Source organism: Pseudomonas sp. LB3P58, from assembly GCF_054897895.1.
In genome coordinates this window covers 3,290,281-3,305,594 of record NZ_JBUBVE010000001.1, presented here as the reverse complement: position 1 = coordinate 3,305,594, position 15,314 = coordinate 3,290,281, and the positions used below count along the sequence as shown (strand labels likewise).

13 protein-coding genes are annotated in these 15,314 nt (G+C 60.9%); 2 read left to right on the top strand and 11 right to left on the bottom strand.

Annotation, left to right across the window (positions count from 1 at the left end; all coding sequences use genetic code 11):
• Positions 1-6: 6 nt before the first annotated feature.
• From ACYZTZ_RS15265 to ACYZTZ_RS15235, 7 genes are all read right to left on the bottom strand, one after another.
• Positions 7-825 carry an ABC transporter substrate-binding protein gene (locus ACYZTZ_RS15265; protein WP_008157204.1) on the bottom strand — a complete coding sequence of 273 codons (819 nt, stop codon included), beginning with the start codon at positions 823-825 and terminating at the stop codon, positions 7-9.
• A gap of 250 nt (positions 826-1,075) precedes the next feature.
• Complete coding sequence (locus ACYZTZ_RS15260) at positions 1,076-1,825, bottom strand: AraC family transcriptional regulator (RefSeq protein ID WP_461998818.1); 750 nt, start codon at positions 1,823-1,825, stop codon at positions 1,076-1,078.
• A gap of 74 nt (positions 1,826-1,899) precedes the next feature.
• Positions 1,900-3,156: an FAD-dependent oxidoreductase gene (locus tag ACYZTZ_RS15255; RefSeq protein ID WP_461998817.1), complete on the bottom strand. Its 1,257-nt coding sequence runs from the start codon at positions 3,154-3,156 to the stop codon at positions 1,900-1,902.
• Entirely contained in the window at positions 3,153-3,389 is a 237-nt protein-coding gene (locus ACYZTZ_RS15250; RefSeq protein WP_056745267.1) for a (2Fe-2S)-binding protein, read from the bottom strand. The genes ACYZTZ_RS15255 and ACYZTZ_RS15250 overlap by 4 nt, the downstream gene beginning before the upstream one ends.
• The gene (locus ACYZTZ_RS15245) at positions 3,382-4,497 is read right to left on the bottom strand and encodes an NAD(P)/FAD-dependent oxidoreductase (protein WP_461998816.1); all 1,116 of its coding nucleotides are present in this window, start codon (positions 4,495-4,497) and stop codon (positions 3,382-3,384) included. The genes ACYZTZ_RS15250 and ACYZTZ_RS15245 overlap by 8 nt, the downstream gene beginning before the upstream one ends.
• Positions 4,494-5,426, bottom strand: coding sequence for a 4-hydroxyproline epimerase (locus ACYZTZ_RS15240; protein ID WP_461998815.1), 933 nt, complete (start codon positions 5,424-5,426; stop codon positions 4,494-4,496). Before ACYZTZ_RS15240 ends, ACYZTZ_RS15245 begins: the two co-directional genes overlap by 4 nt.
• 114 nt (positions 5,427-5,540) lie before the next feature.
• Positions 5,541-6,212 (bottom strand): GntR family transcriptional regulator, encoded by a 672-nt coding sequence (locus tag ACYZTZ_RS15235; RefSeq protein WP_461998814.1) that lies wholly within the window; start codon positions 6,210-6,212, stop codon positions 5,541-5,543.
• 200 nt (positions 6,213-6,412) lie between these two features.
• Here ACYZTZ_RS15235 and ACYZTZ_RS15230 point away from each other — a divergent pair, with 200 nt between their 5' ends.
• The gene (locus tag ACYZTZ_RS15230; RefSeq protein WP_462000679.1) at positions 6,413-7,216 is read left to right on the top strand and encodes a hypothetical protein; all 804 of its coding nucleotides are present in this window, start codon (positions 6,413-6,415) and stop codon (positions 7,214-7,216) included.
• A gap of 41 nt (positions 7,217-7,257) precedes the next feature.
• Here the strand turns inward: ACYZTZ_RS15230 and ACYZTZ_RS15225 are convergent, their stop codons facing one another.
• Together ACYZTZ_RS15225 and ACYZTZ_RS15220 are read right to left on the bottom strand one after the other, a co-directional pair.
• Complete coding sequence (locus ACYZTZ_RS15225) at positions 7,258-8,001, bottom strand: hypothetical protein (RefSeq protein ID WP_461998813.1); 744 nt, start codon at positions 7,999-8,001, stop codon at positions 7,258-7,260.
• 217 nt (positions 8,002-8,218) lie between these two features.
• Positions 8,219-9,556: a M15 family metallopeptidase gene (locus tag ACYZTZ_RS15220; protein WP_461998812.1), complete on the bottom strand. Its 1,338-nt coding sequence runs from the start codon at positions 9,554-9,556 to the stop codon at positions 8,219-8,221.
• Between the two features lie 409 nt (positions 9,557-9,965).
• On the opposite strand from ACYZTZ_RS15220, the gene ACYZTZ_RS15215 reads away from it, so the two are divergent.
• A complete protein-coding gene (locus ACYZTZ_RS15215; RefSeq protein WP_461998811.1) occupies positions 9,966-11,867 on the top strand; it encodes a potassium transporter Kup in 1,902 nt (633 codons plus the stop codon).
• Positions 11,868-11,902: 35 nt separating this feature from the next.
• Here the strand turns inward: ACYZTZ_RS15215 and kdpE are convergent, their stop codons facing one another.
• Complete coding sequence (kdpE, locus tag ACYZTZ_RS15210; protein ID WP_461998809.1) at positions 11,903-12,592, bottom strand: two-component system response regulator KdpE; 690 nt, start codon at positions 12,590-12,592, stop codon at positions 11,903-11,905.
• Complete coding sequence (gene kdpD, locus ACYZTZ_RS15205) at positions 12,589-15,288, bottom strand: two-component system sensor histidine kinase KdpD (protein ID WP_461998808.1); 2,700 nt, start codon at positions 15,286-15,288, stop codon at positions 12,589-12,591. The genes kdpE and kdpD overlap by 4 nt, the downstream gene beginning before the upstream one ends.
• Between the last annotated feature and the right edge of the window lie 26 nt (positions 15,289-15,314).

Below are 15,314 nucleotides of genomic sequence, written 5' to 3'. Positions count from 1 at the left end.
GACACCTCAGTAATAGACCTTGGGCACGGTCAGGTCGGTGGGTGAAATCTCGGTACCGACCCATTTGGTGAACAGCTCGTTGTAGCGGCCGCTGCGCACCTGCTGATTGACGAACAGGTTGAGGTAGTTGAGCAAGCCATACTCGTTGCGCTTGGCGCCCAGGGACACGTAGTCGATGGTGTACGGCGCGTTACCGGCGATTTTCAGGTTCTTGTATTTGCCCGACTTGATCGTGGCGGCGGCCACGGTGTTGGTGACTACGGTGGCGTCGATGTGGCCCTGAGCAACCGCCAGCAGCGTGTCGTTCTGCGACTGATAGGCGCGGAAGGTGCCGGTGCCCCAGTTCTTCACATCTTTTTCCAGAGCGATGGCTTCATAGGTGCCGCTGGTGTTGCCCAAGGCTTTGCCTTTGATATCGGCGAAGCTATTGATGCCGGTGTTATCGCGGGTCAGCACCACCATCTGGAAGGCGAAGTACGGCACGGTGAGGCCGACGGTCTTGGCCCGTTCGAGGGTGTCGGACGTGGACGCGACGATCACGTCTGCGCGCCCGGAGACCAGTGCCGGAATTCGATCCGGGAAGGGCGTTTCAACCACTTCGGCGTCGACCCCGAGGATCTTCGCCAGGTCGCGGCAGTAGTCCACGTCGAAACCGGCCGGGTTGTTACCTTCATCGCGAAAACCCATGGGTGGGAAGTCCAGGGTCACGGCGCAGCGCAGCTTGCCCGAACCAATAATGTCGTCGAGCTTGTCGGCCTGGGCGGTGGCGATAAAGGATGTACTGAGAACAGCGCTGAGGGCTACGGCAAATGCGGGGTTTTTCATAGAGGCCTCGTTGTCGGAAAGTGTTGTTGGATATCGTATTGTGAATTTCGTATACGATATGTGATTAGCAATGAGCGTGCCTGTTTCCGAGCAGAGGCGAGAATTAATCGCCAAGCCTTGAGTTAAAGGTCTTACAAGATTGTGGGAGCAGGGCGTAGGAGAAGAACGCCTCGGCGGGCCGTATCAGGCGGTGTTACAGAAGGGAGCAGTGGGAACGCCGGGCGCCCCTTAAAGGAACACTCGCCCGGGTTCAGCGACGGCTTTCGCGATACTGACTCGGCGCCAGACTGGTCAAGGCACGGAACTGCCGGCTGAAGGCGCTGTGATCGGTGTAACCGCAGCGCAGGGCGATCTCGGTGATGGGCAGGTCGGTGTGCAGCAACAGTCGGGAGCCTTCTTCCAGGCGCGCCTTGTGAATCATCTGCCGTGGAGTGAGCTGGAACACCCGTTTGCAATGGCGCTCCAGTTGCGCCACGGAAAACCCGGCGATCGCGGTCAGTTCGGCAAGGCTGATAGGGCGGGCGAAATGGTTGCGGATATGCGCGTCCACCGCCGCGAGTTTCTGGAACGCCGGGTGGCTGGACTGTGGCGTTTGCAGGTCGCGGGAGATGCCGGCCAGGCCGACGATCTGACCTTGCAGGTCGCGCAGTGCGAGTTTGTGGGTCAGGCACCAGACCGGTTGGTTACCGTAATACAGGTGCAGTTCGAGTTGGTCGGCCAGTTCGCGGCCGGTGGACAGCACCCGCCGATCCTGCTCGGTGTACAGCGGGCCGAAGCGCTCGGGAAAGACCATGTCAGCGGTGCGCCCGAGCAGCTCGTCACTGTGTTTGAAGCCACAGCGTCGGGCTAGGGTCTGGTTGACGAAGGCGTAGCGGGCCTCGCTGTCCTTGATGAAAAACACCACGTCCGACAGGGTGTCGAGCAACGCCGCGATCGGCTGCAGACTGCTCAGCAGAGTGGGCAGGTCGCAGGGTTTGAAGGTAGTGAGCGAGGCATACATGGCGCTGGGCGTCTAGAGGCAATGCCCGGGATCATAAAGACTCGGCGACGGACCCGAAAGCCCCGGGCCGGTATTCAGGCGGGCGGGGTGTCGTCCAGGCACAGCAAGGTCTCGATCCGCGCCGGACCGAAGGGCGGGCGTGGCGCCGACGGTTGCCAACCGAACAGGTGCTGCAACGCGCCGCCACACACCCGGCCCTGGCAGGCGCCCATGCCGCAGCGACTGGCCAGTTTGGCCTCGCGCCAGTCAGTGTGCCTGGCAAGCGCTATGTAAGGCACGTCTTCGCAACGGCACACCAGGGTGTCGGGTTGTGCCAGCGACTTGAGTTGCGGATCGAGGGTGAATGCTTTGTTGAGGGCGTTGGCGAAGCCCTGCCAGCGCGCACGACGCGCCCACAATGCTCGGGCCGAATCAAGGTCACCGACGGCTGCGTGACCGGCGATTGCGCCTTCGACCAACGCCAGTTCACTGCCACCGAAACCGGTGCATTCACCTGCCGCGTAGTGATCGGCGCGGCGAGTGGCCTGCCAGGCATCGACGGCAATAGCCTGATCTTCAAGTTCGCAGCCGAGGGCCTGGCCGAGTTGGGTGTTGGGTATCAGACCGAAGCCACAGGCCAGGCGATCACATTCCAGTTCGACGACTTTCCCTTGCTGTTGCAGGCGCACACCTTCCAGCCGCTCATTGCCCAGGGCCGCCAGTACATGGGTCCCGGTGCGGTAGTGGCGGTCGAACAACGTGACTGACTGCATCAGCTTGTTGGGCCAGCGTGGCAGTTGCGAGGCGAAACTGGCGATGGCGGCCGCGCGGGCTTGCTCGGCGATACGTAGGACCTGGGCGCCGTTGTGTTTCGCGGTGGCGGCGCTGGCCAGCAATAACGGTCCGCTACCGGCAATCACAACGCGTTGGTCCTGCACCGGCAGGCCGCTTTTGATCAATGCCTGAAGGCCACCCGCGCCAGTCACTCCAGGCAGCGTCCAGCCGGGGAAGGGCAGAAGCAACTCGCGGGCGCCGGTACACAGAATAAGTTTGTCGTAACCGATCAGCCAGCCTCGATCGGCGTCTTCGACCAGCAGTTGTTTTGGCCCGGCGCAGGCGATCACCCGAGTGCCGGAGTGGCGGCGGATGTTGCTGCACGCCTCCAGTCGCTGGCGCATCTGACGCGCCGGGTTCGGCAGTTTGGCTTGAGGCCCGTCGCGCCAGATTTGTCCGCCCGGCAGTGGATTGTCATCGAGCAGGACGATGCGCGCAGCGCTTGGCGCCGCAGCGAGCGCGGCTGCCATGCCGGCGGGACCGGCACCGATGATCAGCAGGTCGGCGTATTCGTTCATGCTTGAGTCTCCACGTGCATGCCGTCACAGCACAGCGTCTGGCAGGCCAGGCGCCGGCGACCGTCGATGGTCACCCGGCATTCCTGGCAAATGCCCATGCCGCACAGCGGTGCGCGACGTTGGCCACTGACCGATGTGCGCGTGCAGCCATCGCCGCTCAGCGCCAGTGCAGCGGCGACACTGGTGCCCTCGGCAACCCGCAGGGCACGTCCGTCCAGCATCAATTCAGGCATAAACGGGCTCTCCGAGAAAACGTTGCGGCAGATACGGTTGCGCGACCAGTGGCGGTGTTTCGTCGAACAGCTGCGCGACCAACAGGTCGGCGGTGCCGGGGGCGGTCGTCACGCCGAGGCCCTCGTGACCGACCGCCAGCCATAAACCTTTGCGTTGCGGGTGCTGACCCACCAGCGGCAAGCCGTCGGGGCTGGCAGCGCGAAAACCGGTCCAGGCGCGGATGCCGTTGAGCTGAGCCAGACCCGGCATGTAGTCGGTGGCACGCCGGAGCATTTTCGCCAGCATCCAACCCTCGACTTGCGGGTCGGTGGTGCCGAATTGTCGCGAGGCACCGATGAACAATTGTCCGGTTGGCCGCGGTTGAATATTGCACGCCGTCGATGGGCCAGTGGCGTTGTGGGCACTGGTGACGTAACCGAGTTCCACCAGGGTGTGGGTGACCTTGCCGGGGTAGCGGTCAGTGATCAGCAAGTGGCCTTTCTTCGGCTCGATCGGCAACTCCGGGCAGAGCTCGTTGGCCTGGACGCCGTTGGCCAGAATCACCGCTTCGGCGCTTAGCCATTGGCCGTTGTCGAGTCGCACACGGTTGCCGTCGACTTCGCTAACCCGCGCCCGGCGTTGGCTGATGTTCGGTGTGTCCAGCATCCAATTAGCCGTCGCCGGCGCATAGAGAATGCCGTCGCCATTGATCAGCAGGCCGCCTTCCAGGCCCTCGCGCAGTTCCGGTTCGCGTTGGTGCAAGGCACCGCGGGAGATCAATTCGCAAGCCACGCCTTGGGCCTGCAAGTTCAGGTATTTGCTGTGGGCGACGGCCATCTCTTCAGCATTGGCCGCCAGCCAGAGCGTGCCATTGCAACGGTAGGCGCAGCCGTCGGGCAGGGCTGGCGCCAGTTCGCGCCAGCGTTGCAGGGAATATTGACTGAGGGCCAGTTCGGCCGGGTTGTCGTCGAGGACCAGCAAGTGGCCCATGCCCGCCGCCGTAGCGCCGGGCAGGCCGGCGTCCAGCACCAGCACGCGCAAGCCGCGACCCGCCAGCGCCTGGGCACAAGCGGCGCCGATGATGCCGGCGCCGATCACGATCACATCGGCCACCAGGCCCTCGTTCACGGGCGAATGCCCCAGGCGAACGGGTCGTCCTGTTCGATGATCAGGCTGGCTTCGGCGCTGATAAAGGCGCGACCGCGAATGGTCGGCACGATGCGCTCGCCCTGAAGTTCGTAGGAACCCTCGAATTCGCTGCCGATGACGCTGGCCTGACGCCAGATTTGTCCCGGCTGCAATTTGTCGTCGGCCGCCAGGCACGCCAGTTTGGCGCTGGTGCCGGTGCCGCAGGGCGAGCGGTCGTAGGCTTTGCCAGGGCACAGGACGAAGTTGCGGCTGTCGGCCTGCTCGTCATCGGCGAACAGCTCGACATGGTCGATCAAGCCGCCGTCTTCGCCGCGAATGCCTTGAACCTCCAGTGCTTGCTGCACGGCGTAGGTGTAGGCGGTCAACGTGTCGAGGTTATCGCCGGCAATGCGCAGACCATGCTCGGCAATCAGGAAAAACCAGTTTCCACCCCAGGCAACATCGCCGGTCACTTGGCCGATCCCCGGCACCTGCAGCGACAGCGCTTTGCGGTAACGGTAGGCAGGCACGTTGCGCACGCTCACCGAATGGTCTTCGTGCAGCGTTGCCTGCACCGTGCCCACCGGGGTTTCGATGCTGTGCACCCCGGGGCCGATCTTGCCCAGATGCGCCAGCGAGGCCACCAGGCCGATGGTGCCGTGGCCGCACATTCCGAGGTAACCGCTGTTGTTGAAGAAAATCACACCGGCACACGCGCTCGGGTCCACCGGCTCACAGAACAGGGCGCCGACCAGCACGTCACTGCCCCGTGGTTCGAGCACGCAAGCGGCGCGCCATTGATCATGCTGTTCGGCCAGCCGCTGTCGACGTTCGGCCATGCTGCCGTTGCCCAGGTCAGGAAAACCGGCGGTCACCAGGCGGGTCGGTTCGCCGCCGGTGTGGGAGTCGATCACGGTAATGCGTTTCATGGGATGGCCACGTCCGTTCAGATGAGTGAACGAAAGAGTGGCCTGTGCGGGGGCTTGCCGGCTTGATGGTTTTATCCAGAGCCGATGACGAAATCGGCACAGTGCGGCGAAGGGTTAGTGGCTGTGAGGCAGGTGCTCGAACAGGGTTTTGCAGACCCCGGCAATGTGCTCGTCGAGCAACTTCACCGCCAGGTCAACGTCACCGGCGCGGCAGGCCGCAAGGATTTCCCGGTGTTCGTGATCGGCGCGCTCCTTGCCGGCCGACAGGCTCATCTGCATGCGCAGGTAGCGCTCCAGTTTGTCGTTGACCGAGCGGATCAGGCCGACCAGAAACGGTCGTTGCGCCGGTTCGTAAAGGCAAGCGTGAAGTTCCCAGTTGAGCTCGGCCCAGCGCCCGACGTCATCTTCGCCGATGAACTCCTGGCAGATGCGTTCGGCGCGGGCGAAGGTGTCTTCGGTCATGTTGGGAATGGCCAGGCGCAGCACCTTGTCTTCGAGCAGCATGCGCACTTCGAACATCTGCGCCAGTTCTGCATCGGAAACCCGGGTGACCATCGCCCCGCGATTACGCTGGAACATCACCAGGCCTTCGGCCTCCAGGCGCTTGAGGGCTTCGCGCACCGGAATCTTGCTGACGTTGAACTGGCGGGCGATATCGTCCTGGCGAATCGGCTCGTCCTCGGCGAAATGCCCGGCGACGATGGCGTCACGCAGATGACGGGTGATGATTTCCGACGTCGAAGGCGAATTGCCAAGGTCGGGAGCGTTGAGTTTTGTCAGGGCCACGGTCGTGATCGTTAGGATGGAATTGCAGATATGGTATACGAATTTTCTCTGGGTGTTCCTGCGTCGATGACCAGGACCTCCGCCACTGCAATATCTTCCCGATCCGAATGCAACTGCTACGCTACGTTCTGGCAGCGCTCGAGTCGTTCATGGCCATCGAGGTGGCGGGCGACAGGCGGTTACCTGCAAGGAGGCAGGCTGTGGTGATCAAGCCCATTGGCAATGCAAGTGCAGACATCGTTCCCGAGCCTCTCGCTCGGGAAGAGGTGGAGCGGGTGCTCGCGCTGTTATTGGCCAGCCCGTTGTTCGCCAAGTCACGGCGGATGGGCAGCCTGTTGCGCTTTCTGGTCGAGCACGACCTCCAGTTTTCGGACACTCCCCTTACCGAGCACGCCATCGGCATCGCGGTGTTTCGCCGTGATCCGGCGGTCTACTGCACCGGCGATGATCCCGTGGTGCGGGTTCAGGTAGGCCGGTTGCGGCGCAAGCTCGCCAGTCATTACGCCACGTTTGGCCAACAGGATCCGGTGCGTCTGAGCATTCCGGCCGGTTGTTATCGGCTGGCGTATCAGCGACTCAGGCTCAAAGGCATCGCTATTCGCCATCCTGTCCTGCAACTCCAGCCGTTTACCTGCATCACCCGCGACGGCGACGACTTTACCCAGGGTTTGTGCGAAGAGTTGAGTTGCAGGCTGTTCGAGTCGTTTGAACAGACGCAAACGCCGGCGAACCATGTGCTGATGAAGGTGCCACGAAGTAGCGTAAAAGCACCGGACCTGGGGCGGGTCAGGCGCGGCAGCTATTCGCTGGAGGGCAGCGTGCGGGTGGAACCGGCCCGCGTCCGGACCTCGGTACGTTTGATTGATGTCGCTCAGGGGCGTATTCGCTGGTCAGAGCAGTTCGATCGCGATCATCCCTATGGCATTGCCACTCAGGAAGATCTGGCCGAGTCCATTTGTCGGTCGTTGACGGGCTATTTCGCCCGGGGTGGCAGTGACGATTGATGAACAGAGGGGCAACCACAAGGTTGCCCCTGGATGCTGCGTTACACGACAGTCCAGCTACCGCCAGAGTAGAGGCGGGTCGCACTGTTATCGAAGGTCAAATCGATTTCGATGGATTGCGAGCGTGAGGTGCTGAACATGGTGCTGGTCTGCACGTTCTGTTCGAACCACACCAGAATGGTCTCGACGGGGGTTAGCACGGTCTGGCCGGTGACTACTTGTGCCGAGGCCACGTAGATGGGCGTGCTGATCTGCCTGCCATCGATGCCCGTGGACAGTTGACTGAGGCCGGGGTGGATCGCACCGTAGTTGTTCACCAGGGTGATGGAGGTGTCGGGGCCACCGCTCGTCGCCGAACCCAGCAGGCCGGCATTGTCGAGTATCGACTGTTGGCCCAGGCCGATATTGACGAGGTTGGTCGACACATCTACCTGCACGTTGGCCTGGAAAGAGTTGGCGCCGAACAACTGATACTGGGGCGTCCAGCTGAAAGTGCTGTTGCTCAGGTACTGGACGTAAGACTGCCAGACCACGTTGTAGGCTTCATTGCCGACCTTCTTGGCAAAGCACAGCTTGTAGCCTGATTGTTTGAGCAGGGTCAGATCAGCGGCGGCGATCTGGATCTTGACCGACTTTTGGGTGGCCGCCAGGGTCGACGTCAGTACCTTGCTGTAGTCGGTGGTTTTCAGGGCCGTTGGGGCGACGCTCTGGAACGACTTGAAAGCCTCTTGCACGTCTTTGTGCAGTTGCTGGCTTTGTTTGCTGACTGCGTTTGACTGACTCATGGTTTCCCTCTTCCTTGGTTGAGTGTTGGGCAATCAATGGGCAGCGGGCTTCGAATCCGGCGGACGGTGCCGATGATGTGTCACGACCCTGTAAGCACATTGACGGCTTTACGGTAGGCGGGTCGTGCAGTGCGGCGAAGTGTCTTGGCGTTACAGTCAGAAGGGTCATTGGCGCCGGTGCAGATCAGGAAGTAACAGCCGGCGTAACGGAGTTGTATCAACGTTCGGGGAGGTTCCAGCTTTCGCGGATTTGCTCATATTCCGCCTCGGGCATTTGAACCAGCAGAGGGGACTGGCGAGGATCCAGCCAATCGAACAAATGAGAAATATCCGCTGGGTCCATGGCGGTGCAGCCCAGCGTCGGCGAGGTGGGGCCGCGCCAGATATGGAAGAAAATGCACGAGCCCGAGGCGGGGGACGCCGGCGTATTGTGCTCGATGAAAATGCCTTTTCTATACATGTCGTCATCGCGACGCATACGTTCGGAGCTATTCCAGTCTTTCGAAATTGTCGCTCCGTCGACAAGCTCGTTGTAGCGGGCGGAGTGGCTGTCATCCACGCATTCGATGGTCGGGGTCAGCGCCAGGTAAGGCAGTTTTGTCTCGGAAGTGCGGTCGTAGCCAAACGTCGTTCCCAGTTTGAATACCCCGGCAGGTGCTTTGCCATCGCCTTCACGTTTGACCGGACCTTCGCGTTGCTCAACGCTGCTCAGGCCCTTGCCCCACGCCAGCCCGCTCCTGCCGACCACCACCGGAAATGACCCTTCGTATTTTCGAAAGGTGTTCCCTTGGCGTTCATAGCGCTGGGCCGTGCCCTGGATGTCAGTCCAGTTTTTTGTGGTGACCACAATCAGCTGATTGGCGGTGTCGAGAGCGTCGCGTGTACCCAGCGGCGTGATGGGGAAGTCCATGATGTTCTTCGGCGAACCTTCGCCGCTATAGGTGAAGTGCCACCATTCCTTCGAGTACCCGGTAAACCCTTCTTTCTCCATGGCCCTGCTGAGCTTCTGGCGATTGTCCCTGGCGGCAGCGCTGATCGTCGGGTTGTCGGTATGCGCGCGCTCATCGAAGCAATCGAAACCGGTGCCCATGTCGAGTGCGCCGTCGCGCCAACGCTGGCCATAAGGGGCCGTGCAATCGACTTGCCCGGCTGAAGGCGTCCAGCTATCGGCGGGCAGGGCATCGGGCCCGGTCAGTGTCAGGTCCACGGTTGAGCCTTTGGAGTGGTTCGACACCCGGGCCACGTAACCCAGGCGCCAGAAGTCCTGCTTGTCCACACGCGGATAGAACTCGGCCTTGCGTGGGTCGCCTGGTTCCGTCGCGAAACGCCCCATATCGGCAACGGCACGGCTGGGTCGATAACAGTCAAACACCTTCAAACCGTAGCCCTGCGCCCGCAATGCTGTTTGTACCCGAGCGAGGGCCTTGGCGGCGTCCAGCGATAACAGGCACTGTGCAGCGGCGTAACCGTCGAGTGGGTGCCCGGTGAAGTTGTGAGCGCTGGCATAGCGAATGTCTTGCTCGATGCCCGGATCAATCGTACGCAGATAAACCATGTTCTCGGGTCGTGTCTCTGCACCGGCCATGCCGGGCGCGACAATGCTCAGGCACAGGATCCATCGCAGACAGGTTCGCGTGAGCCTGTTTTGCTGATCCATTGCGCAACGATGGTGGTTTGATCTGCCCGTCAGGGTTTTAGACGATCGAATGTCCAAGGCTCGCCTCTCGTATGATTTTTTACGCTTTCTTTACAGTGGTCATTTTCGTCCGACACGATACTGGCCGCGTTTTTTAACGTCGATACGTATAGCACTTCACCTCTTGGCTTAGCGACGTGTGGACCAATGTCATTAATAACCGTTTGAATCAATGCCTCTTTACGGCCGCCTATCTCAAACGGCCTCGGGGAGCCGTCTCGCTCAAGGATGGCATGCACTTTCTCCCCCTTCATTCAGAGAGTCTACCGTGAGCGAAACAACGACCGTTGCACATGAAAATTCTCAAGCCAAAACGTCAGCTGCAGGCTTGCTCGTCGCCGCTGTCGGCGTGGTTTACGGGGACATTGGCACCAGCCCCCTCTACACGTTGAAAGAAGTATTTTCCGGTCACTACGGAGTTCAGGTAAATCACGACGGAGTGCTAGGCATTCTGTCGTTGATCTTCTGGTCACTGATCTGGGTGGTCTCAATCAAGTACGTGCTGTTCATCCTTCGCGCCAACAACCAGGGCGAAGGCGGCATTATGGCGTTGACGGCTTTAGCCCGCCGCGCGGCAGCACCTTATCCGCGCATGAGCAAGGTACTGGTCCTGCTCGGCCTGTTCGGTGCGGCACTTTTTTACGGGGACAGCATGATCACCCCGGCTATTTCGGTGCTCTCTGCGGTTGAAGGACTTCAGCTGGCGTTTGACGGAATAGAGCACTGGGTTGTGCCCTTGTCAGTGATCGTGCTGGTGGCGCTGTTCCTGATCCAAAAGCACGGCACGGCTCGCATCGGTATCCTGTTCGGCCCAGTGATGGTGCTGTGGTTTGTAGTGTTAGGTGCGCTGGGGATCTATGGGATTTTGCAGCGCCCGGAAGTACTGCAAGCGCTCAATCCATACTGGGGAGCGCATTTTTTTATCGCTCATCCGGGAATCGGTGTGGCCATCCTGGGTGCCGTCGTATTGTCATTGACCGGTGCTGAAGCACTGTATGCGGACATGGGCCACTTTGGTCGCAAACCGATTTCTCGTGCCTGGTTCATTCTCGTGTTGCCCGGTTTGGTGCTCAACTACTTTGGCCAAGGCGCCTTGATCCTGGGAAACCCGGAGACTGTGCGCAACCCGTTCTATTTGCTGGCGCCTGAATGGGCACTGTTACCGATGGTCGCGCTCTCCACACTGGCTACCATCATCGCTTCTCAAGCCGTGATCTCCGGTGCTTTCTCCCTGACTCGCCAGGCCATCCAGCTGGGTTACGTCCCTCGCATGTTTATCCAGCACACCTCCAGCCAGGAGCAGGGGCAGATCTACATCGGTACGGTTAACTGGGCGTTGATGGTCGGTGTCGTGTTGTTGGTGATTGGTTTCGAGTCGTCCAGTGCTTTGGCCGCAGCTTATGGCGTCGCTGTGACGGGGACCATGCTGATCACAACAATCTTGTCTTCGGCTGTCGTCCTGCTCCTATGGAAAACGCCGCGCTGGTTGGCCATCCCGATGCTGCTCGGATTTTTGCTGGTAGACGGTCTGTATTTCGCGGCCAACGCGCCGAAGATTTTTCAGGGCGGTGCGTTCCCGGTGATTGCCGGCATCGGCCTGTTCATTTTGATGACGACCTGGAAGCGGGGCAGGAAGATTGTTGTTGAGCGGCTGGATGAAACGGCGCTTCCTCTACCGCTCTTCATCGGCAGCATCCGTACGCAGCCTCCCCATCGCGTACAAGGCACGGCGGTGTTTCTGACGGCCAGGGCCGATGCCGTCCCTCATGCGTTGCTGCACAACCTGTTGCATAACCAGGTTTTGCATGAACAAGTCGTGTTGCTCACGGTAGTGTCTGAAGACAGCCCTCGCGTAAGTGCTGACAGACGATTTGAGGTCGAAGCCTATGGTGAAGGCTTCTTCCGGGTCAGTCTGCACTTCGGTTTTATCGAGGAGCCGGATGTCCCCCTGGCGTTGAGTCTCTGTCACTTGGCTGAGCTGGATTTCAGTCCGATGCGCACGACCTATTTCCTCAGCCGAGAAACGGTCATTGCGACCAAACGCATGGGTATGGCTCGTTGGCGAGAGAGTCTATTTGCCTTTTTACTCAAGAACGCCAACAGCAATCTGAAGTACTTCAAATTGCCACTGAACAGGGTGATAGAGCTGGGCACACAGGTCGAGATGTAGCGGTAAACAAAGCTGCTGACTCCAGCACCATAGGCTCAAGGAATAAAACGGTAGCCAACCCCCGTTTCAGTCACCAGATGACGTGGCTGGGACGGGTCCGTTTCTACTTTCTTGCGCAAACCGCCCATGAAAACTCGAAGGTAAGGGGTATCGGTGGTGTGCGCCGGCCCCCATACGGCCTTGAGCAGTTGCAAGTGCGTCAGGACCCGATTTGGATTGGAGCAAAGATGAACCAGCAAACGGTATTCCAGCGGCGTCAAATGCAAGGGGGCGCCAGCACGTTCCACGACGCGCCGTTCTACATCGATTTGCACGTCACCGAAGCACAGTACCGAGTTGTTTTCGGCCTCTTTCGCCTGCCTGCGTAACAGCGCGCGCACACGGGCGAGCAGTTCACCGGTGCCAAAGGGCTTCACCAGATAGTCGTCGGCACCGGTGTCCAGTGCCAGGATTTTGTCTGACTCTGCGCCACGTGCAGACAACACAATAATGGGCACCGGCGACCAGCTCCTGACATCCCGGATCAGGTCGATGCCGTCGCCGTCGGGAAGTCCCAGGTCGAGCACGATCAGATCGGGCCGGCGTGTGCCCGCGTCGATGAGGCCCCGGTGAAAGGTGTCGGCTTCGTGAACTTCCAGGCCTTCAGCTTGCAAAGCCATCCGCACGAAGCGGCGTATTTCCTTCTCATCTTCAATGATCAGAACATGCGGTACTGAGTCGGTCATGGTTGTTCCTCGTCAGCCTGCGAGGCAAAAGGTTCGATGATGGGAGGCGCTTCACGGGGCAGGCGCAAGGTGAAGCAAGCACCGCCTTCTGACCGGGTGAACCCCAGAATGGTCCCTCCATGAGCCTGGGCGATGGCCCGGCAGATGGCGAGGCCCAGCCCGACGCCAGGTATCGAGCTTTCTTTCTTGCCACGCATGAATTTGCTGAAGAGCGCCTCTTCGTGACCCTGTGGCAATCCCGGTCCTTCGTCGGCGACCCACAGTTCTATATTGTCAGCCGCCGTCCTGGCACCCACGCCGATGGTCGTGCCTTGCGGCGTGTACTTGACGGCGTTCTCGATCAGGTTGATGAGGACGCGCTCGATCAGCACCGCGTCAATGCGTACGGGGGGCAAATCATCCTCTAGGGTGACTTGCACCGAACGCCTGTCGAGAATCGGCTGGATCGCTCGCAGAGCGCTGCCCACTACGTCTTCGATGGGTTGCCACTGCCGGTTCAATACCACTTTCCCGGATTCGAGGCGTGCCATGTCCAGCAGATTGTTGACCAGCGTATTCATGCGCAACGCCGATTCACCGATCGCCGTGGCGATTTCGGCGGCTTCGCCGGTCAGGGCAGGCCTGGTCAGTTTGAGCGCTTCGGCGAGCCCGACCATGACCGAAAGCGGGGTTCGCAGGTCGTGGGAGATCGCCGACAGCAACGAGTTGCGCAACCGCTCGGACTCCATTTGCACGGTCGTGTCCTGGGCCACGTTGATGTAGTGAATCCGTTCGAGCGAGATGGCCAGCAATGATGCACAGGTGTCGAGCAGGCGCCGCTGTTCCGGCACCACCAGTCGAGTGGTGTCTCGCGGTTGCACCGCCAACACCCCGCGTACTCGCATGGGCGCCGACAGGGGCAGGTAAAGCGTTGAACTGGAGGGCAGGGTGTCGGTGCCGTAGCCGGCCGGTTCGGTTTTATCAAAAGACCACTGGGCAATGGCAACGTCCACCTGCGGCGCTTCTCCGGTGACCATGGGGGGCAGCAATTTGTTGTTGTCATCGGCCACCAGCAAGGCAGACCTTGCACCAAACTCGGCAGACAGAAACCTCGCGCTGATGTCGGCGACCTGTTCGGTCAGCAGCGCAGCAGAGAGAAGGCGAGACATGTCGTACAGCGCCCGCATGCGGTCTTCGCGCCGCTGCGCCACCCGCGCCTGGTAAGTCAGGCCGGCCGTCATTTGCCCGATGACCAGAGCGACCACGAGCATCACGCTGAAGGTCACCAGGTATTGGGCATCGGCGAAGGCGAACGAAAAACGCGGCGATACAAAGAAGAAGTCAAAGGCACCCACTGACACAAAGGCTGCCAGGACGGCCGGGCCTCGACCAAAGCGAACGGCCACGGCGACCACCGCCAGCAAGAAGATCATGACGATGTTGGCCAGTTCGAGCACATGTGCCATGGGCAGGATCGCCAGGGTGGTCACCGCGCAAAGTGCCACGCTCCAAAAATAGGATCGCCATACAATCGGGCTATCGCTTGTGGCAGGCGTCTTCTCGGCCTGGGGACGTTGACGGGTCGGCAGCGAGACTTGAATCACGTCAAGATCGGCGCCCAGCGCCCCGATCCGCTCGGCCAGCGCTCGCCGCCAGAGTCGACGCCGCGCACCTTCGTCGCGGCCCAGCACGACTTTTGAAAGGTTGTACTGCCGAGCATACTTGACCAATGCTTCGGCAATGTCCTGACCGGCCAGCGTCGAGATCTGCGCGCCCATGTCCTGGGCCAGTTTCAGGGTCGCCAGAACGCGACGGCGCTTGGCTTCTGGCAGACGCTGCAAGGTTGGGGTTTCGACATACACGGCGTGCCAGGGCACATTGAGCTGAGCGGCCAGACGGGCCGTCGAACGTACGGTTTTTTCGGCCTGCTCATGGGGGCCGATGCAGGCGAGCAGAGAGTCGCGAGTCCCCCAGACCGGTTTGACCGCACCGCTTTGGCGGTACTGCAACATGTCGCTGTCGACACGGTCGGCGGTGCGGCGCAGCGCCAGTTCGCGCAGGGCAATCAAGTTGCCTTTGCGAAAGAAATTCTGCACCGCGCGCTCGGCCTGTTGCGCCAGATAGACCTTGCCTTCCTTCAAGCGCTGCAGCAGGTCGTCGGGAGGCAAGTCGACGATCACCACTTCATCGGCCGTGTCGAACACATGGTCGGGCACGGTCTCCCAGACGCGAATGCCGGTGATGCCACCGACAATGTCGTTCAGGCTCTCCAGGTGCTGGACGTTCATGGTCGACCAGACATCGATACCGGCGCTGAGCAGTTCTTCCACGTCCTGCCAGCGCTTTGGGTGCCGCGAACCGACGGCGTTGGAGTGCGCCAGTTCGTCAATCAGGATCAGGCCCGGTTGATGCGCGAGTGCGGCGTCGAGGTCGAACTCGGACAATGTGCGGTTCTTGTCGACCACCTGCTTGAGCGGCAGTGTTTCCAGGCCTGCGGTCAGCGCCTGGGTTTCGGCGCGGCCGTGGGTCTCGACCACGCCGATCAGCACGGTGATGTCCTGCAGTTTCGCGGTATGAGCGGCTGCCAGCATCGCGTAGGTCTTGCCGACCCCTGCGCTGGCGCCGAAGAAAATCTTCAGCCGGCCGCGTTTGGCTTGCGCTTCTTCTTCGCGAATCTGGGCCAGTAGCTGGTCCGGGTCAGGACGTTGTTCGGCCATCAGGCTCACCGTGTGTGAGTTGGCGC

Coding starts and splice junctions, on each gene's coding strand:
- ACYZTZ_RS15265 (WP_008157204.1), bottom strand. CDS start 825: ATGAAAAACCCCGCATTTGCCGTAGCCCTCAGCGCTGTTCTCAGTACA.
- ACYZTZ_RS15260 (WP_461998818.1), bottom strand. CDS start 1,825: ATGTATGCCTCGCTCACTACCTTCAAACCCTGCGACCTGCCCACTCTG.
- ACYZTZ_RS15255 (WP_461998817.1), bottom strand. CDS start 3,156: ATGAACGAATACGCCGACCTGCTGATCATCGGTGCCGGTCCCGCCGGC.
- ACYZTZ_RS15250 (WP_056745267.1), bottom strand. CDS start 3,389: ATGCCTGAATTGATGCTGGACGGACGTGCCCTGCGGGTTGCCGAGGGC.
- ACYZTZ_RS15240 (WP_461998815.1), bottom strand. CDS start 5,426: ATGAAACGCATTACCGTGATCGACTCCCACACCGGCGGCGAACCGACC.
- ACYZTZ_RS15225 (WP_461998813.1), bottom strand. CDS start 8,001: ATGAGTCAGTCAAACGCAGTCAGCAAACAAAGCCAGCAACTGCACAAA.
- ACYZTZ_RS15220 (WP_461998812.1), bottom strand. CDS start 9,556: ATGGTTTATCTGCGTACGATTGATCCGGGCATCGAGCAAGACATTCGC.
- kdpE (WP_461998809.1), bottom strand. CDS start 12,592: ATGACCGACTCAGTACCGCATGTTCTGATCATTGAAGATGAGAAGGAA.
- kdpD (WP_461998808.1), bottom strand. CDS start 15,288: ATGGCCGAACAACGTCCTGACCCGGACCAGCTACTGGCCCAGATTCGC.